The 24,319-nt window shown below is 69.0% G+C and carries 21 protein-coding genes; 10 read left to right on the top strand and 11 right to left on the bottom strand.

Annotation, left to right across the window (positions count from 1 at the left end):
- The first annotated feature begins 3 nt into the window (after positions 1-3).
- Together AC1KAR_RS09160 and AC1KAR_RS09155 are read left to right on the top strand one after the other, a co-directional pair.
- Positions 4-3,402 (top strand): hybrid sensor histidine kinase/response regulator, encoded by a 3,399-nt coding sequence (locus AC1KAR_RS09160; protein WP_480316695.1) that lies wholly within the window; start codon positions 4-6, stop codon positions 3,400-3,402.
- The gene (locus AC1KAR_RS09155; protein WP_480316693.1) at positions 3,399-4,313 is read left to right on the top strand and encodes a response regulator; all 915 of its coding nucleotides are present in this window, start codon (positions 3,399-3,401) and stop codon (positions 4,311-4,313) included. Before AC1KAR_RS09160 ends, AC1KAR_RS09155 begins: the two co-directional genes overlap by 4 nt.
- A gap of 12 nt (positions 4,314-4,325) precedes the next feature.
- Here the strand turns inward: AC1KAR_RS09155 and AC1KAR_RS09150 are convergent, their stop codons facing one another.
- From AC1KAR_RS09150 to AC1KAR_RS09140, 3 genes are all read right to left on the bottom strand, one after another.
- Positions 4,326-4,880 (bottom strand): chalcone isomerase family protein, encoded by a 555-nt coding sequence (locus AC1KAR_RS09150; protein ID WP_480316691.1) that lies wholly within the window; start codon positions 4,878-4,880, stop codon positions 4,326-4,328.
- A 121-nt stretch (positions 4,881-5,001) separates the two neighbouring features.
- Complete coding sequence (locus AC1KAR_RS09145) at positions 5,002-6,087, bottom strand: S-adenosylmethionine:tRNA ribosyltransferase-isomerase (protein ID WP_480316689.1); 1,086 nt, start codon at positions 6,085-6,087, stop codon at positions 5,002-5,004.
- A complete protein-coding gene (locus tag AC1KAR_RS09140; protein WP_480316687.1) occupies positions 6,084-6,833 on the bottom strand; it encodes an SDR family NAD(P)-dependent oxidoreductase in 750 nt (249 codons plus the stop codon). Before AC1KAR_RS09140 ends, AC1KAR_RS09145 begins: the two co-directional genes overlap by 4 nt.
- Before the next feature lie 119 nt (positions 6,834-6,952).
- Here AC1KAR_RS09140 and AC1KAR_RS09135 point away from each other — a divergent pair, with 119 nt between their 5' ends.
- Positions 6,953-7,549 carry a helix-turn-helix domain-containing protein gene (locus AC1KAR_RS09135; RefSeq protein WP_480316685.1) on the top strand — a complete coding sequence of 199 codons (597 nt, stop codon included), beginning with the start codon at positions 6,953-6,955 and terminating at the stop codon, positions 7,547-7,549.
- 37 nt (positions 7,550-7,586) lie between these two features.
- Here AC1KAR_RS09135 and AC1KAR_RS09130 read toward each other — a convergent pair whose 3' ends face one another.
- Both AC1KAR_RS09130 and cydD read right to left on the bottom strand, forming a co-directional pair.
- Positions 7,587-9,233 (bottom strand): amino acid ABC transporter ATP-binding/permease protein, encoded by a 1,647-nt coding sequence (locus AC1KAR_RS09130; RefSeq protein WP_480316683.1) that lies wholly within the window; start codon positions 9,231-9,233, stop codon positions 7,587-7,589.
- The gene (gene cydD, locus AC1KAR_RS09125; RefSeq protein WP_480316681.1) at positions 9,230-10,978 is read right to left on the bottom strand and encodes a thiol reductant ABC exporter subunit CydD; all 1,749 of its coding nucleotides are present in this window, start codon (positions 10,976-10,978) and stop codon (positions 9,230-9,232) included. Before cydD ends, AC1KAR_RS09130 begins: the two co-directional genes overlap by 4 nt.
- 164 nt (positions 10,979-11,142) lie before the next feature.
- Here cydD and AC1KAR_RS09120 point away from each other — a divergent pair, with 164 nt between their 5' ends.
- Genes AC1KAR_RS09120 through AC1KAR_RS09105 form a run of 4 tightly spaced genes read left to right on the top strand, consistent with a single transcriptional unit; the run spans position 11,143 to position 14,782 of the window.
- Positions 11,143-12,717: a cytochrome ubiquinol oxidase subunit I gene (locus AC1KAR_RS09120; protein WP_480316679.1), complete on the top strand. Its 1,575-nt coding sequence runs from the start codon at positions 11,143-11,145 to the stop codon at positions 12,715-12,717.
- Positions 12,718-12,730: 13 nt separating this feature from the next.
- Positions 12,731-13,876: a cytochrome d ubiquinol oxidase subunit II gene (gene cydB, locus AC1KAR_RS09115; RefSeq protein ID WP_480316677.1), complete on the top strand. Its 1,146-nt coding sequence runs from the start codon at positions 12,731-12,733 to the stop codon at positions 13,874-13,876.
- Between the two features lie 46 nt (positions 13,877-13,922).
- Positions 13,923-14,033 carry a cytochrome bd-I oxidase subunit CydX gene (gene cydX, locus AC1KAR_RS09110; protein ID WP_480316675.1) on the top strand — a complete coding sequence of 37 codons (111 nt, stop codon included), beginning with the start codon at positions 13,923-13,925 and terminating at the stop codon, positions 14,031-14,033.
- Positions 14,030-14,782 carry an META domain-containing protein gene (locus tag AC1KAR_RS09105; RefSeq protein WP_480316673.1) on the top strand — a complete coding sequence of 251 codons (753 nt, stop codon included), beginning with the start codon at positions 14,030-14,032 and terminating at the stop codon, positions 14,780-14,782. Before cydX ends, AC1KAR_RS09105 begins: the two co-directional genes overlap by 4 nt.
- A gap of 145 nt (positions 14,783-14,927) precedes the next feature.
- Here the strand turns inward: AC1KAR_RS09105 and AC1KAR_RS09100 are convergent, their stop codons facing one another.
- Entirely contained in the window at positions 14,928-17,606 is a 2,679-nt protein-coding gene (locus AC1KAR_RS09100; protein WP_480316671.1) for a mechanosensitive ion channel family protein, read from the bottom strand.
- Between the two features lie 149 nt (positions 17,607-17,755).
- Here AC1KAR_RS09100 and AC1KAR_RS09095 point away from each other — a divergent pair, with 149 nt between their 5' ends.
- The 3 genes from AC1KAR_RS09095 to AC1KAR_RS09085 are packed head-to-tail and all read left to right on the top strand — an operon-like array spanning position 17,756 to position 19,124.
- Positions 17,756-18,127 (top strand): hypothetical protein, encoded by a 372-nt coding sequence (locus AC1KAR_RS09095; RefSeq protein ID WP_480316669.1) that lies wholly within the window; start codon positions 17,756-17,758, stop codon positions 18,125-18,127.
- Positions 18,128-18,179: 52 nt separating this feature from the next.
- On the top strand, positions 18,180-18,575 hold the full coding sequence (locus AC1KAR_RS09090; protein ID WP_480316667.1) for a GFA family protein: 396 nt from the start codon (positions 18,180-18,182) through the stop codon (positions 18,573-18,575).
- A 51-nt stretch (positions 18,576-18,626) separates the two neighbouring features.
- Positions 18,627-19,124, top strand: a complete 498-nt coding sequence (locus AC1KAR_RS09085; protein ID WP_480316665.1) for a DUF1579 domain-containing protein — start codon at positions 18,627-18,629, stop codon at positions 19,122-19,124.
- 18 nt (positions 19,125-19,142) lie between these two features.
- Here AC1KAR_RS09085 and AC1KAR_RS09080 read toward each other — a convergent pair whose 3' ends face one another.
- The 5 genes from AC1KAR_RS09080 to AC1KAR_RS09060 all read right to left on the bottom strand — a co-directional run bounded on the left by AC1KAR_RS09080 (position 19,143) and on the right by AC1KAR_RS09060 (position 24,276).
- Positions 19,143-19,745: an HD domain-containing protein gene (locus tag AC1KAR_RS09080; RefSeq protein WP_480316663.1), complete on the bottom strand. Its 603-nt coding sequence runs from the start codon at positions 19,743-19,745 to the stop codon at positions 19,143-19,145.
- An 8-nt stretch (positions 19,746-19,753) separates the two neighbouring features.
- A complete protein-coding gene (gene phnE / locus AC1KAR_RS09075) occupies positions 19,754-20,527 on the bottom strand; it encodes a phosphonate ABC transporter, permease protein PhnE (RefSeq protein WP_480317811.1) in 774 nt (257 codons plus the stop codon).
- Positions 20,528-20,598: 71 nt separating this feature from the next.
- On the bottom strand, positions 20,599-21,576 hold the full coding sequence (gene phnD, locus AC1KAR_RS09070) for a phosphonate ABC transporter substrate-binding protein (protein WP_480316662.1): 978 nt from the start codon (positions 21,574-21,576) through the stop codon (positions 20,599-20,601).
- A gap of 55 nt (positions 21,577-21,631) precedes the next feature.
- Positions 21,632-22,519: a phosphonate ABC transporter ATP-binding protein gene (gene phnC / locus AC1KAR_RS09065; RefSeq protein WP_480316660.1), complete on the bottom strand. Its 888-nt coding sequence runs from the start codon at positions 22,517-22,519 to the stop codon at positions 21,632-21,634.
- A gap of 164 nt (positions 22,520-22,683) precedes the next feature.
- The gene (locus AC1KAR_RS09060; RefSeq protein WP_480316658.1) at positions 22,684-24,276 is read right to left on the bottom strand and encodes an esterase-like activity of phytase family protein; all 1,593 of its coding nucleotides are present in this window, start codon (positions 24,274-24,276) and stop codon (positions 22,684-22,686) included.
- Positions 24,277-24,319 lie beyond the last annotated feature (43 nt).

Below are 24,319 nucleotides of genomic sequence, written 5' to 3'. Positions count from 1 at the left end.
GCCGTGTCCGCCGCCACCCAGAAGATCTTCCGCATCCGCCGCGACTACAACGCCTGGGTCGCCGACGAGACCCTGGAGGACTACTCGCTGCGCTACACGCCGCGCAGCTTTCGCAAGTGGAGCGAGTTCCGCGTCGCGAACACGGCCTTCGGCGCCTGCTCGTTCCTCGCGCTCGAGGCCATCGGTGGTGCCATCGCGATCAACTACGGCTTCTCGAACGCACTGTGGGCGATCCTCGTGGTGGGCCTCATCACCTTCCTGACCGGCCTGCCGATCAGCGTGTACGCCGCGAAGTACGGCGTCGACATGGACCTGCTCACGCGCGGGGCCGGCTTCGGCTACCTCGGCTCCACGCTGACCTCGCTCATCTACGCGAGCTTCACCTTCATCTTCTTCGCACTCGAAGCGGCGATCCTCGCGCTCGCCTTGCAGATGTACTTCGGGTGGTCCTTGCCCCTGTGCTACCTGCTGTCTTCGCTCGGCATCCTGCCGCTCGTGATGTACGGCATCACGCTCATCTCCCGTCTGCAACTCTGGACCCAGCCGATCTGGATCGTGCTGTGGGTGCTGCCCTACATCGCCGTCCTGCACAAGAACCCTGAGGTCTTTGCCGACTTCGGTGGCCTGATCGGGCGCAGCTCCAACAGCAGCGAGTTCAACTGGCTGATGTTCGGCGCGGCGGCCACGGTGGCGTTCTCGCTCGTCGTGCAGATCGGCGAGCAGGTCGACTACCTGCGCTTCCTGCCCGAGAAGACCGCCGCCAACAAACGCCGCTGGTGGGCCGCGGTGCTGGTGGCCGGGCCGGGCTGGATCGTGCCGGGCATGGTGAAGATGGTGGGTGGCGCATTCCTCGCGTTCCTGGCGCTGCAGCACCAGGTGAGCACCGAGAAGGCGATCGAGCCCACGCAGATGTACCTGGCCGGCTACGCCTACGTGTTCGACGACCCGGCCTGGTTGCTGGCTGCCGTCACGCTCTTCGTGGTGGTCTCGCAGGTCAAGATCAATCTCACCAACGCCTACGCCGGCTCGCTGGCGTGGAGCAACTTCTTCGCCCGGCTCACGCACAGCCACCCGGGTCGCGTGGTGTGGCTGGTGTTCAACGTCTTGATTGCCGTGCTGCTGATGACACTGGGCGTGTTCGAGGCGCTCGAACGAGTGCTGGGTCTGTACAGCAACGTGGCCATCGCGTGGGTGGGGGCGCTCGTCGCCGACCTCGTGATCAACAAGCCGCTCGGGCTGAGCCCGAAGCCCATCGAGTTCAAGCGCGCCCACCTTTACGACATCAACCCCGTCGGGCTCGGCGCGATGCTCGCGGCTGCACTGCTCGCCGTCGTGGCGTATGCAGGTGCGCTGGGGCCGGTGGCCGAGGCCTTCTCGCCCTTCATCGCGCTGACCACGGCCATGGTGCTCTCGCCGCTGATCGCCTGGGCCACGCGTGGGCGCTACTACATCGCGCGACGCAGTGTCACGCGCTGGCTGCCAGGCCAAACCGTCACCTGCTCGGTGTGCGACAACGCCTTCGAATCGGAAGACATGGCGCACTGCCCCGCCTACGACGCGCCCATCTGCTCGCTGTGCTGCACGCTGGAGTCGCGTTGCCACGACCGCTGCAAGACCAATTCACGCGCTGCCGAGCAGGTGAGCGCGGCGCTCGCCACCGTGCTGCCCGAGCGCTTGGCCTCGCGGGTGAACTCGCGCGTGGCGCACTACCTGGTGGTGCTCGCGTCGTTGATCGGCCTCGTCGCGGTGATTCTCGGAGTCGTGTACGACCAGCAGGTCGTGCTCGACCCGCGCGTGCAGGCGACGCTGCAGGCGCCCATGCTCAAGGTGTTTGCGCTGCTGTCACTCATCGCGGCGGTGGGCGCGTGGTGGATCGTGCTCGGCAGCGAGAGCCGCCACATGGCGCAAGACGAATCCAACCGCCAGAACCAGTTGCTCACGCGCGAGATCGAGGCCCACCAGCGCACGGACGCCGCATTGCAACAGGCCAAGGACGTGGCCGAGGCGGCCAACCAGGCCAAGACGCGTTACGTGGCCGGCATGACGCATGAACTGCGCACGCCGCTCAACAGCATCCTCGGCTACGCGCAGATCCTCTTGAAGGACGAGCAGGTGCAGGGGGCGCGGCGCATGTCGGTGGCCACCATCCACCGCAGCGGCGAGCACCTGCACGGGCTGATCGACGGCCTGCTCGACCTCGCGCGCATCGAGGCCGGCCGTCTGCGCCTCGACCCGGCTCCGCTGCCGATGCATGAGTTCCTCGGCGATGTGGTGCGCATGGTGGCGCCGCAGGCCGAAGCCAAGGGCCTGGCGTTCAAGCTGGAGACGAGCGGGCGCATTCCGACCTACGTGAACGCCGACGCGCGCCGGCTGCGTCAGATCCTCATCAACCTGCTCGGCAACGCGGTACGTTTCACCGACCACGGCGCCGTGACGCTGCGCCTCGACCACCGCCGCGAGGTGGCGCGCTTCGAGGTGATCGATACCGGCATCGGCATCGCCGTGCAAGACCAGGAGCGCATCTTCCTGCCCTTCGAGCGTGGCAGTGCAGGCCGTCGAACGGGCGACTCCGGCACGGGCCTCGGTCTCACGATCACGCACCTGCTCACGCAGTTGATGGGCGGCGATCTCACGCTCAAGAGCGCGCCCGGAGAGGGCAGCACCTTCACCGTGAGGCTCTATCTGCGCGAGATGAACGCGCCCTCGAACACGCGGTTCGCGCACCGGCCGGTCACCGGCTACGCCGGGCCCCGGCGCACGTTGCTGGTCGTCGACGACCAACCGACCCAGCGGCAGATGCTGGTGGGCATGCTGGTACCGCTGGGCTTCCATATCCGTGAGGCCGCGAGCGGCCGAGAGTGTCTGGAGAGCGTGCGCGAGCAGTGCCCCGACGCCGTGCTGCTCGACATCTCGATGGATGATCTGGACGGCTGGCAGACGGCCCGGGAGGTTCGTGCAGCAGGGTTCGACAAGGTGCCGATCGTCATGGTGTCGGCCAATGCGTTCGAGAACCAACCGGACAAGCTGGCAGGGGCGGGCGTCCAGGGGTTTGTCGACAAGCCCGTGATCGAGTCTGAACTGCTCGACCTGCTGCAGCGCCAACTGCAGATCGAGTGGCTGGCCGAACTGGCGCTGCCGGCGTGGACCGGGTCGGTGGTATCCGACGACGTCGAGGCCTCGCTGCCCATGCAACTCGTGAGCGACCTGATGCGCCTTGCGCGCCTCGGCCATGTGCAGGGTCTCAAGTCGGCCGTTGCCAGTGCGTCGCTCACGCATGCCGAGTGCGCGCCTGAACTGCAGCGCCTGGCCGAACTGATCGACCGCTACGACCTCGATGGCGTGCTGCAACAGCTCGTGAAGAACCTGCAAGGGCGCGACACCGCAGAAGAGGTGCCCCAATGAGCGACATGCCGGGTGGCACTGGCAGCACACGCCTGGCTGGTGTCGTGATGGTCGTCGACGACGCGCCTCAATCGCTCGGCCCGGTCTGCATGGCGCTCGAGGAGCACGGCTACAGCGTGGTCATGGCGCGCGACGGCGAATCCGCGCTCGCCCGGCTCGAACTCGTGACGCCCGATGCCATCCTGCTCGACGCGCTGATGCCAGGCTTGTCGGGGTTCGAGGTGTGCCGCAGGTTGAAGGCCGACCCGGCACTGGCGCACGTGCCGGTGATCTTCATGACGGGCCTGTCGGACACGACGCACATCGTCGAGGGTTTCGCGAGCGGCGGGGTCGACTACGTCGTCAAGCCCGTGCGTGCCGAAGAGGTGCTCGCCCGGCTGGCCACCCACTTGCGCAACGCGCGCACGGTGCGGCTGGCGCGCGAAGCGCTCGATGTCGGAGGCCACGGCGTACTGATGATCGACGCGCAGCAGCGCATTGCATGGCGCTCACCGCAGGCGGCAACCTGGATGCGCGAGTTGTACCCGGGCAGCGATGCCGCTCTGCCGCCCGATTGGCAGCAGTGGCTGGCCGCCGGCCACGCCCGCGATCACGCGAGCGTGGGCGCCGGGGGCCGAAGCCTGCTGGTGCGAAACCTGGGCGCGGTGGGCCTGGGCGAGCAGATGCTCCTGCTGCAGCCCCGGGGCGATGCCGCTGCTGCGACCCCCAGCCGCCTCAGCGCGGCGGCCTTGACGCCGCGCGAGGCCGAGGTCCTGTCATGGGTGGCCAAGGGCAAGACCAACCGCGACGTGGGCGACATTCTGGGCTTGAGCCCGCGCACGGTGAACAAGCACCTCGAGCATGTGTTCGAGAAGCTCGGCGTTGAAACACGTGCCGCCGCGGCCGCCCTGGCCAGCCGCGGGCTGAACTGAGCGCTGCGGCTGCTACTTGTCGTTGCCCAGCAGCGAGTCTTTCAGCATGTTGTCGGCAGGCGACTGGCCGACCCAGATCTTCAACACCATCGAGAAGAACTCGGCGTCGCCCACGGGCGTGCCCTGGGGCTTGCCGGCGATGTAGAACTGCGTGCCCTTGCCCGGCACGTACTCCATCGCGAAACTTTCGCCGGGCAGCAGCTTGGATTTGCCAGAGAAGATCTCGATGAAGCGCGTGCTCGACAGCGTGTGCTTCTGCACCGTCTCCTTGGGCGAGTTCTCGGACAGGCCCTTGATGAACAGGCGGCCGAGGTCGGTGCCCGGAAGCTCGCGCAGCGCGACGAAGCGCAAGGCCTTGGGGCCGTCGAGCGCGAGCAGTGCATCGGCCGTGGTGACCTTCTTGGTGGTGTACAGGCCCATGTCGTAGACCTGGAAGATCGCCTTGTAGCGCGTGCCCGCGCCGTTGAGCAGCAGGGCGGTGCCTTGCACCTGGATGTTCGGTTCGAACTTGGAGCTGGGTGCCGCGAGCGTCGTGCTCACCGCCAGGGTCAGGGTCAGTGCGGCCATGGCACGGGCGAGGGCGGTAGAACGGCGCATCTTCGGGTCTCCACTGGGTTTCGAGTTTTCGGTATGTGGATTATTCGGGGGGATGCGCGCGCCCCACAACCCCCCAGAGCCACAGTCGAAGTCACACGGCGTGCGAAATGGCGCACACGGGGTGGACTGTCGGCACCGATGCGAACGATCGTTCGATCAACACCGAGTCGCCAAACTCGTGCGTTCGGTAAGCATGTGATTCCAACGCATGGTCGATGCGTTGCAGCACCGGCGCATCGACGAACGCGCCGAGCAGGTCGTGGTGGCTGCTGCCGGGCTCGTGCGTGCCGCTGACGATGGCGTCGATTACACGCAAGCGCGTGCGCGCGCCGATGCGCTGTGTGGCCAGCCCGAAGCCGGCGCGCGAACCGCCAGGCTGCGCGGTCGCGTGCTCGAGCGCACGCGTGACCGTGGTGCCGAGAGCGATCACGCGGCCGCCACGTGCACGTGTGGCGTCGATGGCGGCCAGCGTGCTGGCGGGCAGGTGGTAGGGCTCGTCGAAGGGCAGGCGTGCATCCAGCGCGGCGTCGCCTGTCGACGAAATGCCGGCCGCGTGCGTGAGCGTCGCAAAGCCGATGCCGCGTTCGCGCAATGCGCGCAGCAGTTGCCAGTCGAGCACGAACCCGGCCGATGGCGGCTCGAAGGCCACCGGCAGCGCCGCCACGCGCGTCCACACATCCCACAGCGCCAGCGGCGCGTGCATGTGCGCGTACTGGATCGGCTTGCCGTGCCGGGCGATGCCGGCCCAGATGTCGTCAGGGGTGCCGTCGAACCGCAGTGCAATGAGGCGGGGGTGGTCCATCGTGCGCAAAACGGCGGCGCTCAGTGGGCCCAGGCGCAGCATGTCTCCTGCCCGCAAGGCGGGCGGTGCGATGCGGTCCTCGGTGCGCGTGCGGTGGTCGCCGGCGCCGAACGCGATGGCGGTGAATTCGCGCACCTCGCTCACCTCAAGTGAACGGCGGCCGGCCAGGCGCAGTTCAATCGTTTCACCGCTGCGTTCGTGGACGCCGCTCAAACTCGCGGGTAGCGTCGCTGCGTCGTTGGCGATAAGCAGGTCACCGGGGCGCAGGTGGCGAGGAAGATCGGTGCGCTGAGCATGGTGCACGGCGCCGTGCGCGTCGAACACCAGAAGCTTTGCGTCATGCGGGCGTTGCGCGGGGTGGTGGGCGGCTCTCATGCGGCCTCCGGATCGTGCGCAACTGCATCGGGGTGCGCAGCGCCCCGTGCGATCACCTCGATCAACTCGCGTGCCGATTGCGCAGGGCGCTTGAGCTGCGCGGGGTCGGCGTCGGGCACGGCCAGCGCGTGCAGCGGGGTGTCCATGTCGCCTGGGTCGATGTTGATGACGCGCACGCCGTGCTCGCGCAGTTCTTCGTGCCAGATGCGGCCCATGTGCGCGAGCGCCGCCTTGCTCGCGCCGTATGCACCCCAGCCGGGGTAGGCCGACACGGCCGCGTCGCTCGTGATGTGCACGACCTGTGGCGCACGCCCGGCGCGTGCCGACGCGCCCAGCGCGCCCAGCAAGGCCTTCGTCAGTCGGAAGGGTCCGAGCACGTTGGTGGCCAGCGCGGCCTCGAATGCTTCGCAGTCGGTGTCGGCCAGCAGGCGCAGTGGTACCGGGCCGAGATGCGAGGCGTTGTGGATCAACACATCGAGACCGCCGAGCGCGGCGGTGATCTGCAGCGCAAGCGGGTAGGTGTCGGCCTTGTGCGAGACATCGCCCACCAGGCCGTGCGTGCCGGGGTGCGCACGCGCCACCTCGGCCACGCGCTGGGCGTGCCGTGCGACAAAGGCCACCTGCGCGCCGGCCACATGCAGTTGCTGCACCAGTGCGAGCCCCAGGCCCGAGGTGCCGCCCGTGAGGGCCACGCGCAGGCCGGCCAGGGCATGGGTCGGGTGAGGGTGTGTGGTGGTGGTGTTCATGGGCTGCCTTTCGTGAGTACTTGTTGTGACGGGTTCACGATAGGCATCCCCATGCGATGCGGCGAGCACGCTGTCCAGCGCATTGGCACATGGTTGATGGCGCGGACACAATGGCCGCCATGCCCGCACCCATTGCCAGCCAAGAACCCACCGATCCGCCCACCACGGCGGCCCACCTGGCCCGCAACCTGGTGAGCCTGCGCCACACGCGCGCACTCACGCAGGACGGCCTGGCCAAGGCCGCCGGGGTGCCGCGCTCGACCGTGGCCCACCTCGAATCCGGTGAGGGAAACCCGTCGCTCGCGGTGCTGGTGAAGGTGGCCGGCGCGCTCGGCGTGCCCATCGACGAGCTGCTTGCCTCACCGCGCGCCATGGTGCGGCGCTGGTTGGCGGGTGACGTGGGGTTGCGCCAGAAAGGCCGCGGCGTGACGATCCGCGACCTGGTGCCCGAGCCGGTGCCCGACGAGATGATGGAGGTGATGGATTTCGCGCCCGGCGCCGTCATGGCCGGCACGCCGCACCTGCCGGGCACGCGCGAGTTCTTCACCTGCCTGGGCGGCAGCGTCACGCTCAGTGTGGCGGGTGAGCGCTACACGCTCGCCGAAGGCGAGGTGCTCGCCTTCCCGGGCAACCTGCCGCACTCGTACCAGAACGCCGATGCGGTGTTGCCGGCTCGCGGCGTATCGGTGGTGGTGCTCGCGAAGGCCGGCGTGTAGGCCGGATCGGGCCAGTCACGCCGGGGCTGGCCTGGAATCACGTTGCCGGCACGCGCCGGCTGGTGCCGCCGACCTCGATCGCTCGCTGGCACAAGGCCAGCGGTGCGGGCCGGTGGCTGATCAGGATCAGGCCCTGCTGGCGCTCCGCGAGGTGCTCACGAAGCCCGTCGATGACGCGCGCCTCGGTCTCGGCGTCCAGCCCTTCGGTGGGTTCGTCGAGCAAGAGCCAGGGGGCCGGCAACAGGCAGGCGCGTGCCAATGCGAGGCGGCGGCGCTCGCCACCGGAGAGGCGGGCGCCGTCCGGCCCGAGCCAGGTGTCCAGGCCCTGAGGCAGGTCTCGCACGCGCCGATCGAGGCTCATGCGGCGCAGCGCGCTCCACAGCGTGTCGTCGCCGCATCCGGCAGGCGCGGCCAGCAGCAGGTTCTCGCGCACGGTGCCGGCCAGCAGGGTCGCGTCTTGCGGCAACCATGAGAACTGGCGGCGCAACGTGTCGGCATCGAGCGAGCGGATGTCTCGCTCATCGATCAATGCAACGCCGGGCGTGGCCTCGCGCAGGCCGAGCAGGGTTTCGATCAGCGTGGTCTTGCCGCAGCCCGAGGGGCCGACGAGAGCGACGCGCTCGCCGGCCTGCAGCGGCAGGGCCGACCACGCCGACAGCGTGAGTTGCGCGGCCACAGGCACGGCGCGGCCCTCGGGCGGCGCTGCCGGTGCCGCATCGGCCATGCCCAGCACTGCATCGAGCCGGCGCTCGGCTTCTTGCGCGGTGCCGCGCAGCACCGTGTGCCGCAGCCACGGCGCGAGCGATTCGATGCCGGTGAGGGCGGCCAAGGCACACAGGGCCGCGATGGCCGCGCCGCTGGGGTGCGACAGCGCGAGCGCGGTCACCGCGGCGGCGCCGCCGGTGCAGGCGAGCAAGGCATCCAGGCGATCGAGCGCGCGCTGGTGGCCTTGCTGCGCGTGGTGCAGTTCAGACTCGCGCGCGGTCACGCGTTCGGCCGCCCACGATTCAAGTGCGTGGCAGCGCAGCTCGGCATCGCAGGCCGAGAGCCACGCCAGTTCATCCTTCATGGCGCCCATGGACTCGCGTTGCGCGAGTGCCGCTCGCCGCGCCGCACCGGCCACGCTGCGCGTGAGCGCGACGAGCACGGCCGCCCAGGCCAGCACGCCCGCCGTCGCGGCCCAGCCGCCGAGCGCCAGCAAGGCCACACTGCTGAGGCCGCCCGCGATCCCGGTCCAGGCGGTGCTGCGGCGAACGAGTTGCGCCTCGATGCTGGCGATGTCTTGCAGCATCGCGGCGGCCGCCTCGCCGCCGCCTACCGCGAGTGCGCGCGGCGCTGGCGCCTGGCACAGCGCGCCGAAGAGCGCGGGGCGCAGTTGCGCCGCACTGCGCAGCGCGGCTTCGTGCGACATCAGCCGCTCACCGTAGCGCGCCGCGGTGCGCGTGATCGCGAACAGGCGGATGCCGGCGCTCGGCAACAGGTAGTTGAACGCCTGCACCGCCAGCGCGCCGCCCAGGCCGGCCGCCGCCGCTGCGGTGATGAACCAGCCCGACAGGCCGAGCAGGCACACCGTGGCCCAACCGAGCAATGCAGCGAATACGCCCGCCACGGTGAATGCTGTGGCGTGTTTCGCGCGCTGTTCCGCGAGCAAACGGCGGAGTGGGGTGTCGTTGTGCAAGCTCATGCGGCCGCGGCGGTGTCGAGCACGGCGAGTTCATCGAGGTCGATCGCGTGATCGGCCAGGGCCGCGAGGCGGGCGCTGTGGGTGGCGATGAGCACCGTGCGCCCCAGGCAGGCCGCACGCAGCGTGTCGATCAACGCGCCTTCGGCCGCGGCGTCGAGGTGGGCGGTGGGCTCGTCGAGCAACCACAGCGGGGCATTCTTGAGCAGTGCACGGGCGAGCGCGAGGCGGCGGCGCTCGCCACCGGAGAGGCCACCACCGCGAGCGTCGATGGGCGCGTCGAGCCCGCCATTGCGCTGCGACAGCAGGTGCTTCAGGCCGGCGCGCTCGATCGCCTCGGCCAGTTGGTCGGGCGTGGCGTGGGGCGCGGCGAGCAAAAGGTTGTGGCGCAGCGTGCCGGGCACGATCAGCGGCTGCTGGCCGATCCACGCCACGCGGTCCGCGGGGTACCCGGCTGCGGGCAGCGCGTGGCCGTCGATGAGGATCGCGCCTTCGCGCAGGCGTGCCAGGCCGAGCAGCGCGCGCAGCACCGTGGTCTTGCCGCTGCCCGAGCGGCCGCGCAGCGCGAGGCTGTGGCGCGCTGGCAGATCGATGCGCAGACCGCGCAGCACGGGCGGGCCGGTGCCGTGAGCAAGCGCCACCTGGTCGAAGCGCAGGCTGGGCGCGGCCGGCGACGAGATCGCCGGCGTGGGTGCGGGCGCAGGCGCATCGGAGTCGAACTCAGCCTCGAAGGCGAGCAGCCGCTCGGTGGCCGTCCACGCGGCCTGACGGTCGTGGTACGCCGCGGCCAGCCGGCGCATCGGCAGGTAGAACTCCGGCGCCAGCGCCAGCACGAAGAAGGCGCGGCCCAGTTCAAAGCGCTCGGGCGCCGGGAACGGCAGCAGCCCCAGCAGGCCGAAGCCGCAGTGCACCGCCACCATGGCCACGCTGAGCGCGGCAAAGAACTCCAGCACGGCCGACGAGATGAAGGCGAGCCGCAGCACGCGCAGCGTGCGGCGTGCCACGTCGTCGGCCGCCGCGGCGAGTTGGCGTCGCTCGTGCGCTGCGCCTCGCAGGGCCAGCACCACGGGCAGCGCGCGCACGCGGTCGGCGAGCAGGCCCGACAGCCGCGCCAGCGCCTCGAACTGGCGCTGCGATTCAGCGGCCGACGCCCGCCCCGCAAGCGCCATCAACACTGCGAACGGGATCAGCGTGGCCACGAGGATGAGCGCAGTGAACGGGCTGACGCACGCCGTGGCCGCCAGCACCACCACGGGCGCCCACACCGCGGCCTGGCGCGCCGGCAGATAGCGCTCGACATACGGGCCGAGTGCCTCGATCTCTTCGACGGCGAGACCGGCCCAGCCGTTGCCGATCTGCGTGCTGTTGTTGACGCCGTTGTTGTCCACGCGCCGCCCGCCATGCCGCAACGCCGCGGCCACGATGCGGCTGCGCCACTTGCGCTTGATCGCCTGCGAGGCGCGCAGCCCCGCACCACTCGCCTGATGTGCCAGCGCCCCGCGGGCGATTGCGCTCGCAAGGATCAACACCAGCCAAGGCAGGGCCGCCTGCAGCGCCGAAGCGCTTGGCCCCGCGTCGGCCAGGGCCGCCACCGAACCCGCCAGCCCGGCCGCCAGGCCGATGCCCGCCAGCGCATCGAGCGCGGTCCACAGGCCGGCGGATCGCCACGCGGCTGTGCTGCGCACGGCCTGCTTCAAGGCTTGCTCGGGGTCACCGACTTCAGGCGCGGTCGGGCTCAGTTTCGGCATCGGTGATGGGCTTGCCATGTGGCGCGAATCCTATATTCTTCGCAGCACCTCCGAGGTTCGGAGCAGCGCGCTTGCAGTCTCCCGATGCGCTGACGCTTCAACTGTTGTTCCCCACCCCGCCACACCTGTGGCAGGCCCGGCATACATAGACAGGAAGGCTCCGCATGGACACAGGCTCCGTCGACCTCGCGCGACTGCAGTTCGCGCTCACCGCGCTGTACCACTTCCTGTTCGTGCCGCTCACGCTGGGCATGTCGTTCATGCTGGTCATCATGGAGTCGATCTATGTGATGACCAACCGCCCCATCTGGCGCACCATCACGCGCTTCTGGGGCAAGCTCTTCGGTATCAACTTCGCGCTCGGCGTGGCGACGGGGCTGACGATGGAGTTCCAGTTCGGCACCAACTGGTCGTACTTCTCGCACTACGCGGGCGACATCTTCGGCGCGCCGCTGGCCATCGAGGGGCTGATGGCCTTCTTTCTCGAAGCCACCTTCGTCGGCATCATGTTCTTCGGCTGGGACCGGCTCTCCAAGCTCGGTCACCTGGCTGTCACGTTCCTCGTGGCGCTCGGCACCAACCTCTCGGCGCTGTGGATCCTCATCGCCAACGGCTGGATGCAGAACCCGACCGGCGCCGCCTTCAACCCCGAGAGCATGCGCATGGAGGTGGTCGACTTCGTGGCCGTGCTCTTCAACCCGATCGCGCAGGCCAAGTTCGTGCACACGGTGAGCGCGGGCTACGTGCTGGCGTCGGTGTTCGTGCTGGCCGTGTCGAGCTTCTACCTGCTGCGGGGGCGCTTCCGCCAGGTGGCGCTGCGCTCGATGACGGTGGCGGCGGCCTTCGGCCTCGCCTCGTCGCTCTCGGTGGTGGTGCTCGGTGACGAAAGCGGCTACGCGCTCACCGACAACCAGAAGATGAAGCTCGCCGCGATCGAGGCCGCCTGGCACACCGAGCCCGCACCGGCGGGCCTCACGCTTTTCGGCATCCCCAACACCGAGACCAAGACCACCGACTACGCGGTGCACATCCCCTGGGTGATGGGCCTGATCGCCACACGCAGCCTCACCGGCGAGGTGGCGGGCATGTCGGAGCTGGTGCGCCGCGCCGAGGAGCGCATCGCCTCGGGCGTGATCGCCTACGACGCGGTCGAGAAGCTCAAGCTCGAACCCAAGGACATGGCCGCGCGTGCGAGCTTCGAGAAGCACAAGGCCGATCTCGGCTACGCGCTGCTGCTCAAGCGCACGATGGCCGACCCGCGCCAGGCCACGCCGCAGCAGATCGCCGCCACCGCGTGGGACACCGTGCCCAGCGTACCGCTGATGTTCTGGAGCTTTCGCATCATGGCCTTCATCGGCTTCGCGATGATCGCCCTCTTCGCCACCGCCTTCTTGCTGTGCTCGCTTGGCAAGCATGGCGACGCACGCTGGTTCTGGAAGATCGCCTTGTGGTCGCTGCCGCTGCCGTGGATCGCGATCGAGCTGGGCTGGGTGGTGGCGGAGATGGGCCGCCAGCCCTGGGCGATCGACGGCGTGCTGCCGACCTTCCTCGCGGCCTCGTCCCTCAGCCGAACCTCGCTGTGGATCACCCTCGTCGGCTTCACCGCGCTCTACGGTGCATTGGCCGTGGTGGAGGTGCGCCTGATGCTCGGTGCGATCCGCAAAGGCCCGTACGAACACCAGGGGGAGATGCAGCCGCCGCCCGGCTCCGTGCCTGCCTCCACTGCTGCCACCGCCTGAAGGAGACACGACCATGGCCTTCTTCGACTTCGAGACGCTGCGCTTCATCTGGTGGCTGCTGCTGGGTGTGCTGCTGATCGGCTTCGCGCTCACCGATGGCTACGACCTCGGCGTGGGCGCCCTGCTGCCCTTCGTCGGCCAGACCGATGCCGAGCGCCGCATGGTGATCAACTCCGTGGGCCCGCACTGGGAGGGCCACCAGGTGTGGTTCATCCTCGGGGGCGGCGCGATCTTCGCGGCCTGGCCGCTCGTGTATGCGGTGAGCTTCTCGGGCTTTTATCTCGCGATGTTCGTCGTGCTGTCCGCGCTGATCCTGCGGCCGGTGGGCTTCAAGTACCGCTCCAAGCATGAAGACGCGGCCTGGCGCACGCGCTGGGATTGGGCGCTCTTCGTCGGCGGGCTGGTGCCGGCGCTCGTGTTCGGCGTGGCGGTCGGCAACGTGCTGCTGGGCGCGCCCTTCCGCTTCGACAGCGACCTGCGCGCGTTCTACGACGGCAGCTTCTTCGCGCTGTTCACGCCCTTCTCGCTCTTGTGCGGCCTGCTCTCGGTCTCGATGCTGGTGCTGCACGGCAGCGCATGGCTCACGATCAAGGTCGAGCCCGGCCCGGTGCAGGTGCGCGCGCGGCGCATTGGCAGCGTGGCGGCCATCGCCTCGGTGGTGCTGTTCGCGGCCGGCGGGCTGTTCGTCGCCTTCGGCGGCATGGGCTACCAGCTGAAGGCGCCCGGCGATCACTTCGGCGCTTCGAACCCCTTGCGGACCGAGGTGCTCCCGGTGGCCGGCGCCTGGCTCGCCAATTACGCGGCCGCACCGCTCACGCTGCTGGCGCCGATTGCGGGGTTCGCGGGTGCGGTGCTCGCTTTCGTTGGCATCCGCCGCGCGAGCGCCGGCTTGGCGTTCACCGGCTCGTCGCTGTCGGCCGCGGGGATCATCGCGACCGTGGGCGTCTCGATGTTCCCGATCATGCTGCCGTCGAGCATCCACCCGCGCTCGACGCTCACGGTGTGGAACGCATCGTCGACCGAGACCACGCTGGGCATCATGCTGTTTTGCACCGTGGTCTTCCTGCCCATCGTGCTGGCCTACACCGCGTGGGCTCTGCGAGTGATGCGCGGCACCGTGACCACGCAGGAGATGGCCACACATCCGGATCGCTACTGATCCGCGCGGCCCCCACACTGCTCGAGCACACAAGGAGTCAGACACCATGTGGTACTTCACCTGGATCCTCGGCCTGGGCCTGGCGGTCGGCTTCGGCATCTTGAATGGCATGTGGCACGAGTTCCATCTGCCCGACCCCGGAGATCAACCCGAATGACACCACGCACGTCGCTCGCGCTGGCCTCGGCGCTGCCGGCCTTGGTGGCGGTGGCCGCCTGCGCGGCCCCGTCGCCAACCGCCAGCACGGCCAGCGCGGCGAGCAGCTCGGATTGGCCTGTCGAAGGCATCTCCTGGAAGCTAGTCGCCCTGCCTGGCAGCGGCGCCACGCCGCCCAACGGCGCACGCGAGGCCACGCTCGTCCTGCAACCCAAGGACGCCCGCGCCAGCGGCTTCGACGGTTGCAACCGCTTCAGCGCGGCCTACGAGCGCCAGACCGAGGCGCTGCGCTTCAAGCCCGTGGCCGCCACGCGCATGGCCTGCGCCCAGGGCATGGACGTCGAGCAGGCCTACATGAAGGCGCTCGGCGCCACCGCGTCATGGCGCATCACCGGTGACACGCTCCAGCTTCTGGATGCGCGCCAGCAGCCTGTCGCCGAGTTCAGCCCCGGCTCGATTCGCTACCAGTGCGACAACGCAAAGCCCGGTGGACAGGCCCTGTTCGCACACTACGACAACAGCAACCCCGGCCGACTGCAGGCGCTTGTCAGCTACGAGGGCAAGAGCTACCTCATGTACCACGTGAAATCGGCCTCCGGTGCGCGTTACGCGATCGAACAGGGCCGGCAGACCGACATGTCGCTCGAGTGGTTCACTCAGGGCAAGGAAGGCGTGCTGACCGAGGCGCCGCTGTCCGACGCGCGCAAGCCGTCGGACGTGAAGACGGTGGCGCGCTGCACCGAGCGCTGACCTGGCGACGGTTCGACGACCGCCGCGCTCAGAACGAATCGAACCTCGTGCCGAGGGCCATGATCGCCACCAGCCACTGCTTGGTGCGATGAGCCAGTGAAAGAGGGTGTGCGACGGTGAAGCGGACGCAAGCGCCCGGCCCGCTTCAGCGCGGCTGCGTGGGGGGTACTGCCACGGGCTGCATGGGCACGGCAGGTGCCTGCGCCGCGGCCGCGACTCCGGTGGGCGTCGCGCCGGCCGCCGTTGCCGGGTGCAGTGTGTTGCCGGCAGCCTCGGTGACGGTGCGCAGGTGCAAATCGGTCTGCGGGAAGGGCACTTCGATGCCCGCGGCGCGCAGCGCGGCCAGGATGCGCGTGACCATGTCACTGCGGATCATGAGCCAGTTGTCGGCGTCGTAGGTCCAGGCACGCACCGCGAACTGCAGGGCGCTCGGGCCGAAGTCACGCATCAAGGCATAGGGCGCGGGCCGCGTGGCGACGCCCGGTGTCTCGCGGGCCACGTCGGTCAGGAGCGAGATCACCTGGGCCGGGTCGGACTCGTAGGCCACGCCCACCGCGATCTCGAAGCGGCGGCTCTGGTCCATCAGCGTCCAGTTGACGAGGTTGCCCGACAGCAGCGAGCCGTTGGGCACGATCACGTCCGCGCCGTCGAAAGTGCGGATGATGGTGGCGCGCATGCGGATCTCGCGCACTTCGCCCGATACGCCGGCGATGTCGATCACATCACCCGGTTGAATGGGCCGCTCGAACATCAGCACGAAGCCCGAGACGAAGTTGTTGACCACGTTCTGCAGCCCGAAGCCGATGCCCACGCCGAGCGCGCCGAACACCAGGGCCAGCTGGCTCACCTTGAAGCCCGCCGCCGACAGCGCCACCAGGAAGCCCAGCACCAGAACGGCGTAGTAGGTGAGCGACGACACACTGTTGCTCACGCCGCGCGGGAGCGACATGCGGGCGAGGACTTCGTCGCGCAGCAGCACCTGGATCAGGCGTGCGGCCCACATGGCCAGCACCACCGACAGCGCGAAGATCAGCACGTTGCCCAGGCTGATCGACAACTCGCCGATCTCGTAGCGCTTGCCGAGCAGTTCGGTGAGCGCCGCCATGAACGGCCTCAGCACGCGGAACGACTGCATCGTGTAGATGGACCACGCGACCAGCGCGGCCAGGATGAAGCCCCGCGACAGCAGGCGCTCGATGCTCTGCGCATTGGCCTTTGCGAAACGCAGCTTCAGAACCGCCGGCTGGGCCAGCAGGGCACGCAGCAATGCGATGCACACCGTGGCGCCGGCATAGACCAGCAGCCCGATGTAGCCACTGTCGATCAGGCCGGCGTTCAGTGTTTCGGCCAGCGACACGTTGCCGACCAGGTTCAGCACGATCGAGATGGCGAGCACGCCCACCCAGATCCAGCTGACGCCACGCACCCAGTCGCGCAGGCGCAGGCCGGTGTCGCTCGCGATGGCTGCGGCCACCGACGCCGCAGTGCTTGCGCCGCCGCTCGGCGTGGCCGCCGCGCCTGGCTCGTTCGCCACCGCCGCGAGGGCATCGCGCTCACGCTTGTACCCCCTCCACAGCAGCCAGCCCGTGAGTGCCACGCCGATGCCCGCGAGGCCGAGTTGGTAGAGGCGGTACAGATAGCTGTTGGCCATGAACACCACGCCCGCGCGGTCCAGCGCGAACAGTCCGATGGCCACGTAGGGCCACGCACCCAGTGCGCGCAACACCTCGCGAGGCAGCAGGCGCAGCAAGGGGACGAGGGCGATCAGCATGGCCAGCTCGGCCACGAACAGCGGCGCGTCTGTCTCCAGGCCCATCGTCAAGAGCGTGGACAACAGCAACCACGACGAGATGGGCCGGCTGAGCACCTGTTGCGTGTTCTCGTCTTCGCCGGGCACCGGGTTGCGCTTGTGCGACCACGCGAGCCACAGCAAGAACGGAAGCAGCAGGAGCATCAGCACGCGCAGGCCGCGCACCAGCATCGTGTTGCTGTAGTCGCGTGCAAAGCGGCCTTCCACTTCGATGCCCTGTTGAAGGGTCTGCACCGAGTCTTCTCCGAAGGCGCGCGCGAGCGGCACGTTCCACAGCGCCGGAGCATCCATCCTGATCAGCCGCCGGTCCACGTTCTCGATCGCCGCCGCCACATCGTTGCGGCCTGCCTGGATGCGGGCGTTGGTTGCGTTGCCGCGCCTGCCGAGGTCGATCAGCTGCGACATCGGCTCGGAGAGCTTCCCCTCGGCTGCCCCGATCTCGATCAGGATGCCGTCGATGCGCTGGACCAGTGCGGCCGGCACGCCTTCGAGGCTCATGGAGGCGCGCGTGGCGTCCCACTCGGCGCGGCGGCGTGCGAGGTCGGCCGCCAGGTCGGAATACGGCAACAAGGCCTGGCGCATGTCTTCCTGCCAGCGCTCGAAGCGACGCAGGTCGAAGCGCCAATGCCGGTCGAGGCTCTCCAGTCGCATGACCGGCAGGCTGCGCAGCTCCTCGGTATTGAAGTCGCCGCGCTTCTCGTTCACCGACCGCGTGATGTCGGCCAGCGTCTCGCTCAGCGGGCCGCTGGGGTTCGGCTCCAGGGCCTTGCGCGTTGCGCGCTCGATGACACGCTGGTCTTCGTCGGCGTGGGTGAGGATGTCGGCAATCGGGATCGGCGTCACCGGGCCCGGCTTCGGGCGATCGGGGTCGGCGGCCGCCTCGGCGGGCACCGGGGTCTGGGCCTGCACGCTGGGCGCGAACCATGATGCGAGCAGGGTGAGCAGCAGCAATGCGCACAGGGACCGACCGAACGACGGGGAGCGGGTGCGAAGCGTGGACTCGGCGGGGTTCATGTGTAGGTGCGACGGGCGGGCGCGCGGGGTGGCCGGGATGTTCTCACGGCCAACGCTCGACCGCGAACGCGTCGTGGGGGTGTGCCGCTGGGCACGCCGCGCTCCTAGAATCCGCCCTCTGCCCACGCCACCCTCGACGGAAGACCACCTTGGACCTGCAACTGCCGATCACCCTCACCGACGAGTTGAGCGACTCCGTCATCACCGCGACCGGCCTGCTCGACCTGGCCAGCGGCGAGATCCGCCAGGTCGAGTACGACGACTACGACGCCTCGCTGCAGGGCCTGCCGGCCGAGCGCGACGACTACGAGTTCACGAGCGGCGCGCTTTCCAATGGCAAGAAGGAAGTCGAGTTCGGCGTGCAGGTCAACCTGGCCACCGGCGCCTATTCGGTCACGCCGAACGAACTGCTCGAACTCAAGGGCCGCGCGGCCAAGCTGTTCACCCTGGCACCCGGCGAGACCACCCGCCCCGAAGCGGCGGGCCGCAAGGCCCCGCCCAAGCGCAAGACGCCGGAGTGACGGGCCGGGCCGGCGGCGCCGCCTGATCTCAGCAGACGCGGGAGCACGCGCCATGACAGAACGCCTCGCCTCCTGCAGTTGCGGCCAGCTCAGGGCCCGCGTGGTGGGTGACCCGGTTCGGGTCTCGATCTGCCACTGCCTGGCCTGCCAACGCCGCACTGGCAGCGTGTTCGGCCAGCAGGCGAGGTTTGGCCGGGGCCAGGTCTCGCTGGCGGGCGACTCGACCGCCTACGTGCGCGTGGGTGATGAAGGTTCGCGCATCACCTTTCACTTCTGCCCGGCGTGCGGCGCCACCGTCTACTACGAGCCCGAAGGGCTGGACGAATTTCTGGCAATCCCCGTGGGCGCCTTCGCCGACCCGGGCTTCCCGCCGCCCACGGTTTCGGTCTACGAGGACCGCATGCATGGCTGGGTGACCCCGCCGCCGGGAGCACAGCACATTCCGTGAGTGGGCTCAACCGCCGCCGACTCATCCTCCGGCCCCCACGAAAGCAGACCGATGGCTCTCCCGCCCGACTCGAACGCGCCCACTGATTTCGACTTCATCATCGGCGACTGGACCGTCACGCACCGTCGATTGAACGCACGCCTGGTCGGCTGCACCGAGTGGACGGAGTTCACTGGGCGCTCGTCCACGCACATGACGCTCGGTGGCTTCGGCAACCTCGAAGACAACCTGCTGGACCACCCGGGCGGCGCGTTCCGCGCAATCGCGATGCGCGCTTACGACCCGAGCCACCGAGCCTGGTCCATCTGGTGGCTCGATGGGCGCAACCCCACTCAGATCGACAAGCCCGTGGTCGGGCGCTTCGAGGGCAGCACCGGCTTGTTCTATGCGGACGACGCACTGGAGGGCCGCCCGATCCGGGTGCGCTTCACCTGGATCGCCACGCCTGGCGAAGACCCGCGCTGGGAGCAGGCCTTCTCGCCAGATGGCGGCGCGAGTTGGGAAACCAACTGGACCATGCGCTTCAGCCGCGTCGCTCGAGGCGTGTGAGCCCATGACGCCGACGCGTCAGATCGTGGTCGGGCCGATGCCCAGCTTCTGCCGGTCTGCGTCGGCGCGCTGCAGGTCGTCGAGCAGGGCCATGTAGTAGCCCAGCGACGGGGTGGCTTGGCCGGGTGTCTTGGCGAGGTCGTCCCAGCGGCGCAGCTGCACCGCATCCATCGCGTAAGGCGTGGATTCGAACTGCGTGAGCTCATCGCCGGTCATCGGCCCGCCCTGCAGGGCGAGTGAATGCACCGACGCCGGTGACAGCCCGGCGAGGTACGCCGCATCGGTGGCCACCAGGTAGCGCTTGGCCGCCACGTGCAGGCGGATCGGCTCCAGCACCCGCGCGTCGAAGCTGCCTGCCAGGCGCGGCAACGCGATCACCTCGTGGCGGTCGTCGTGGCGATCGTCGCAGGTGTTGCCCTCGATCGGCGCAAGGAAGTGGCCGATGTCGTGCAGCAGGGCCGCGGCCACCAGCGCGTCGTCGGCATGGGCCCATTCGGCAAGCTGCGCGCATTGCAGCGCATGCTGCGTGGCGGTCACCGGCTCGCGCCGGCTGTCGTCGTAGCTCGCGTCGCCGTGCGTCGCGAAGAGCGCCTCGATATCGGCAATCGACAGGCTGGCCATCGCAAGCCTCAGATCACCCGGTTGCGCAGGCGCGACGAGGCCATGTCGATCAGCGTGACGGCCGCGACCAGCATCAGCAGCACGGCGGCCGTCTGTGCGTACTCGAAGCCGCGGATCACATCCCACAGCACCATGCCGATGCCGCCCGCGCCCACCATGCCCACGACCGAGGCCGAGCGCACGTTCGACTCGAAGCGGTACAGCGCGAACGAGATCCACAGCGGGATCACCTGCGGGATCACGCCGTAGGCGATCTCGGCGAGCGGGTGGGCGCCGGTCGCGCGGATGCCTTCGACCGGCTGCGGGTCGATGGCTTCGACGGCCTCGGAGAAGAGTTTGGCCAGCGTGCCGGTCGTGTGCACCCACAGGGCGAGCACCCCCGCAAAGGGCCCGAGGCCGACCGCCACCACGAACAGCAGTGCGAACAGCATCTCGTTGATGGCGCGGCAGGCGTCGAGCACACGGCGCACCGGCTGGTGCACCCACCACGGGGTGATGTTCGAGGCAGCCAGCAGCGCCAGCGGGACCGAGCAGGAGATGGCGAGCGCCGTGCCCCAGACCGCGATCTGCAGCGTGACGATCAACTCGCTCAGGTAGTGGCGCCAGTCGCTGAAATCAGGCGGGAAGAAGCCGCCCGCGTACTGCGCCATGTTGCCCGCGTCGCGGAAGAGGTCGAGCGGACGCATGTCGGCGCCCTTCCAGCTCCCGATCAGCACCGCCAGCAGCACGCCCCACGCCAGGTAGGCGACGAGCGGCGTGCGGGGTGGCTCGATCCGGCCGATCGGTGCGGGAAGGCCGAGCGGCGTGGTGGCGGTGGTCGACACGGTGATGCAGCCTTGCGTTGGAAGCCGGCTTACTTGGCGACCGCGACCAGGCGGGCCAGTTCGGCCTGGCGCTGCTCGATGTCTTGCAGCTTCTTGCTCTTGTCGTCGGCCGACATGGCGGCGTCGGCTTCGACCTTGCTGCGCTCGCGCGCGAGTTCGAGCTGACGGATCGGGTTCAGCTGGTTGTTGTCCGAAGGCAGGAAACCCGACCAGGTGAGGTTCTTCATGATCTCCTTCTCGCGCGCGTCGCGGCCATAGCCCACCAGAAACTCGCGCACCTTCTTCTTGGCGCCGGCATCCAGGTCGCGGCGCCACACCATCGGGTCGCTGGCGATCAGCGGCGAGCGCCACACTTCGCGCAGCTCGGCGGCCTTCTCGGGCTGCTTGATCTTCATGCGCTCGACGCCGTCGCTGGCCACCGTGGCCACGTCGATCTGCTTGTTGGCCACCGCGAGGATGTTGCTCTCGTGGTTGGCACGCATGGAGCGCTTGAAATCCTTGATCGGGTCGACCTTGTTCTGGCCCCAGGCATAGAAACCGGGCACGAGCGTGCCGCTGGTGGAGTTGGTGTCGCCCATGCCGAGCGTGAGGTCGGAGCGGGCCTTGAGCACGTCGTCCAGCGTCTTGAGCGGGCTGTCCTTGTGCACGATCATCAGGCTCCAGTAGCCCTGCGAGCCGTCGGCGTTGATGGCCTTGGCGAACACCTCGCCTTGTGCGCGGTCCACCGCTTCCATGGCCGACTTGTTGCCCATCCAGGCGAGCTGGATCTTGTTGAAGCGCATGGCTTCGATCACGCCGGCGTAGTCGGGCGCGAAGAAGGCTGTCACCTTGATGCCGGTGGCCTTTTGCATGTCTTCGAGCAGAGGCTGCCAGGCGGTCTTCAGGTTGCTCGACGATTCGGTCGCGATGATGCCCATCTGCAGTTCGGTGGGCTGCTGCGCTTGCGTGGCACCGAGCCACAGCGAGGCGGTGGTGGCGAGCATGAGAAGAACGGGTCTGCGGTTCATGGTGGTACTCCGTAAGAGGTGGTGGCTGGGTCAGCGGATCGACGCCCGGCGCGCCTCAGGCGGCCAGGCGTTGTTCGTCGGTTGAGATTTCGGGGGTGGGTTCTGGCGAAGGCTGGCCTTCTGCATGGGCAGCCGTGGCGCCGGCGTCGGGCGCCAGCGCGCGCTGCGGCAGCAGTTCGTCGATCTGCGTGCCGTAGAGCTCGCGCAGTCTGTCGGGCGTGAGTTCCTGCGTGGGGCCGTCATGCACGACTTCGCCCGCCCGCAATGCGATGGTGCGCGGGCAGTAGGCGAAGGCGTAGTCGACCTGGTGCAGCGAGACCACCACCGTGACGCCGAACTCACGGTTGACCTCGGCCAGCAACTCCATCACGCGGCGGCTGGATTCGGGGTCGAGCGAGGCGATGGGCTCGTCGGCCAGGATCACCTGCGCGCCTTGCACCAGCGCGCGCGAGATGGCCGCACGTTGCTGCTGGCCGCCCGACAACGTCGAGGCGCGCTGCCACGCGCAGCGTTCGATGCCCACGCGCTGCAGCGCGCCGTAGGCCCGTTGCAGCTCGCCTTGCGGGAAGCGACCGAGCAGCCCGCGCCACAGCGGCAGGCGGTGCAGGGCGCCCGCGAGCACGTTGTTCATCACCGACAGCCGTTCGACCAGGTTGAATTGCTGAAAGATCACCGCCACCTTGGCGCGCGTGGCGCGGATGCCCTCGCCCAGGCGGCCGTTGCGTTGCACGCGGCTGCCGAGCACGGTGATCTCGGAGTGGCTGTCCGCATCGGCCCGATGCAAGCCGTTGAGATGGCGCAGCAGCGTCGACTTGCCGGAGCCCGAGGCCCCCAGCAGCGCCACCATCTGGCCGCGCTCGACCTGCAGCGACACGTCGCGCAGAGCGACATTGCGGCCGAAGGTCTTGCGCAGCTGCACCACATCGATCACCACATCGGCCATGGCCGTTCCTCGCATCCAGACGATGGGCGGGATTCTGGTGAGCGGGCGTGACGTCTTCGTGACGAAGACCTTGAATGATCTAGATCATTTGAAACGCTTCGGCCGTGTCCTGCTCGCCACGAAAAACGCCTCCCGAAGGAGGCGTTCGCTCGGCGCGGAAGTGCTTACTGCGCCGGCACGGCCAGCTCGCTCAAGCGGCGGTCGAATCGGATCAACCACAGCCGCGAAGGGCGTTCGGCATCGGTGCCGCGCACCAGGCGCGACGACACCACGCCGGCCGGGCAGCCTGACACGATCGCGCCCAGGGCGTCGACCGTGCAGTCTTCGATGCTGCCTGCCACGGCGGTGCCGGCGGCGTCGAAGAGCTGGGTGCGCAGGCCGAAGTCGTTGTCGTTGGTGAGTGCCAGCGTGTTGGCATCGACCAGCGTCAGGCCCTCGGCCTTTTCGGCCACCCAGCCGGCGGTGTTGAGGTCGAGCAACTCGGTCTTCTTCATCGTGACGACGGTCGAATAGTCGGCCGTGCCCGCGACCGCCTGCGTGATGCTGCTGATCTCGAGGTTGTGATCCTGCGCGGCGATGTTGGTCGCGTTGGCCGGGATCTCCACCAGCATCAGCTTGTTGAATACGCGGGCGTCGCTCTTGCGTGCGCCCTGCTCGATGACGATGAACTTGCCGTTGCCCAGGCTCACCACGTCTCCCAGCTTGGCGTTGCCGGTGCGATCGCGGTCGTACTGGCTGCCATCGATCGGGTAGGCGTAGAGCTTGGAGGTTTCGGTGGCGGGGTCGAACTCCAGCCAGCGGGCAAAGCGCGCGATGTGGCGGATATCGGTGTTGCTGCCACCCGGTGGGCGGGCCTTGAGCGACTTGCCGTCGGCATCTTTCGGGTCGATCGGGCTTTGCAGGAAGCCATGCAGCCGGCCGCTGGCAGTGTCGAGCGTCAGGCCCTCCATGCCGCGATTCACGCGGCGCTTGGCCAGCACCGCGGGCAGGTCGGCCGCGCCGGTGCCGGGCCCGTACTTCTTCTCGATGACGCCGGTGGCCGTATTGATCTTGACGATGAAGGGGCCGTATTCATCGCTTGCCCACAGTACGCCGCGTGCGCTGTCGACCACCAGCGACTCGGGGTCGAGCCCGTTCGCGTCGTAGTTGGCCCGGGCGGCGTCGAAGGTGTAGGCGTCGTTGAGCGGCGTCTCGCCGGTCGAGCCCACGCCCGCCTGCGGGGGCAGGCCGGTGATCTTCTGCTGCGCGTTCTGGCGCAGCGCTGTGGTCGACACCAGCGAGGCGGTCATGCCTGCCACGCGGATCACGCCGAAGCTCGGTGCGAACGAGGGCGCCGGGAACACCTTGCTGATGTTGGTCACGCCCGAGGCCGCACCGGGCACCGGGGCGACCGGGCCGTCGCCGTTGGGGCCGCGGTCGGTGATGGCGTAGAACTCGAGCGTGCCGTCGGCGGCGCGGCTCTTGAAGGCCAGGCCCGAGCCGTAGGCCGGCAGGAAGCCGCCCGTGAACTCGGTGCGGATGGTGGCGTTGCTGCCTTCGTACGCGATGTGGTCCGCCGCGGCAGCCTGCACCTCGTACTTGGTGATCGCCACGCCCACGCTGCCCAGTGCATTGGCTTGCGACGAGGTCTCGGGCGGGGGTGTGGCCAGTGGCGTGGTGCTGGCGGGCGGGGTGGGCGTGTCGTCATCGCTGCCGCCGCAGGCAGACATCAGCAGGGCGGCCGCTGCGATCGCGGCCCAGGTCTTCGGGTGGGTCATGTTCATATGAGTGGGGTGATCCGCGCGAGATGCGCGGGGCGCG

This window comes from Piscinibacter sp. PDB1-1 (assembly GCF_056675995.1).
The sequence above is the reverse complement of the archived record's forward strand: the minus strand, read 5'-3'. Positions and strand labels throughout refer to the sequence as shown.